Here is a 587-nt window from a genome sequence, read left to right on the forward strand (position 1 = left end):
CCGAACAAGTTGAAAATATCATCAATATTATTTCAGAGATTAGATCATTTAAAAACGAGTTAAATGTAAGCCCAGGCTCATTTATTGATGTATCAATAAGCAATATTAATAAAAATCAAAAAGACTTTATTAATACAAATGAAATTATTCTAAAAAAACTAGGCAGAATAAATAACATACTTGATAAAGATTTAGATAAACCAGCTGCTACAATGGTTGTTTCTGGGGATTTGTTTAAGATTTATTTTGATAAAGATGTTGATTTAAAATTAATTAAAGAAAATTTAACAAACAAACAAAGTAGATTGCAGCAAGAGATGAATAAAATATCTCAAAGATTAGAGAATAAAAGTTTTCTTGACCGTGCTCCAAAAGAGATTGTTGAACAAGAAAAAAATAATTATAATAATTTAAAGAATGATATTGAGAAAATATCAGTAACAATAAAGGGTATATAATGGCTAAATTTAATAAAAAGAAACTTCCAAGTAGACATACATCATTAGGGGCAGATAGAGCACCACACAGATCATTTTACTATGCTATGGGGGAAACTGAGAAAGATGTAGCAAAACCCTTTATTGTTA

Annotated in this window: 1 pseudogene; it reads left to right on the forward strand. The window is 26.7% G+C overall.

Features of this window, described 5'->3' with window-relative positions:
- Positions 1-458: pseudogene (locus AMN88_RS00810) on the forward strand (valine--tRNA ligase); the annotation flags it as partial.
- Positions 459-587 lie beyond the last annotated feature (129 nt).

The organism is Candidatus Pelagibacter communis (assembly GCF_001180165.1).
GTDB classification, from domain to species: domain Bacteria; phylum Pseudomonadota; class Alphaproteobacteria; order Pelagibacterales; family Pelagibacteraceae; genus Pelagibacter; species Pelagibacter ubique_P.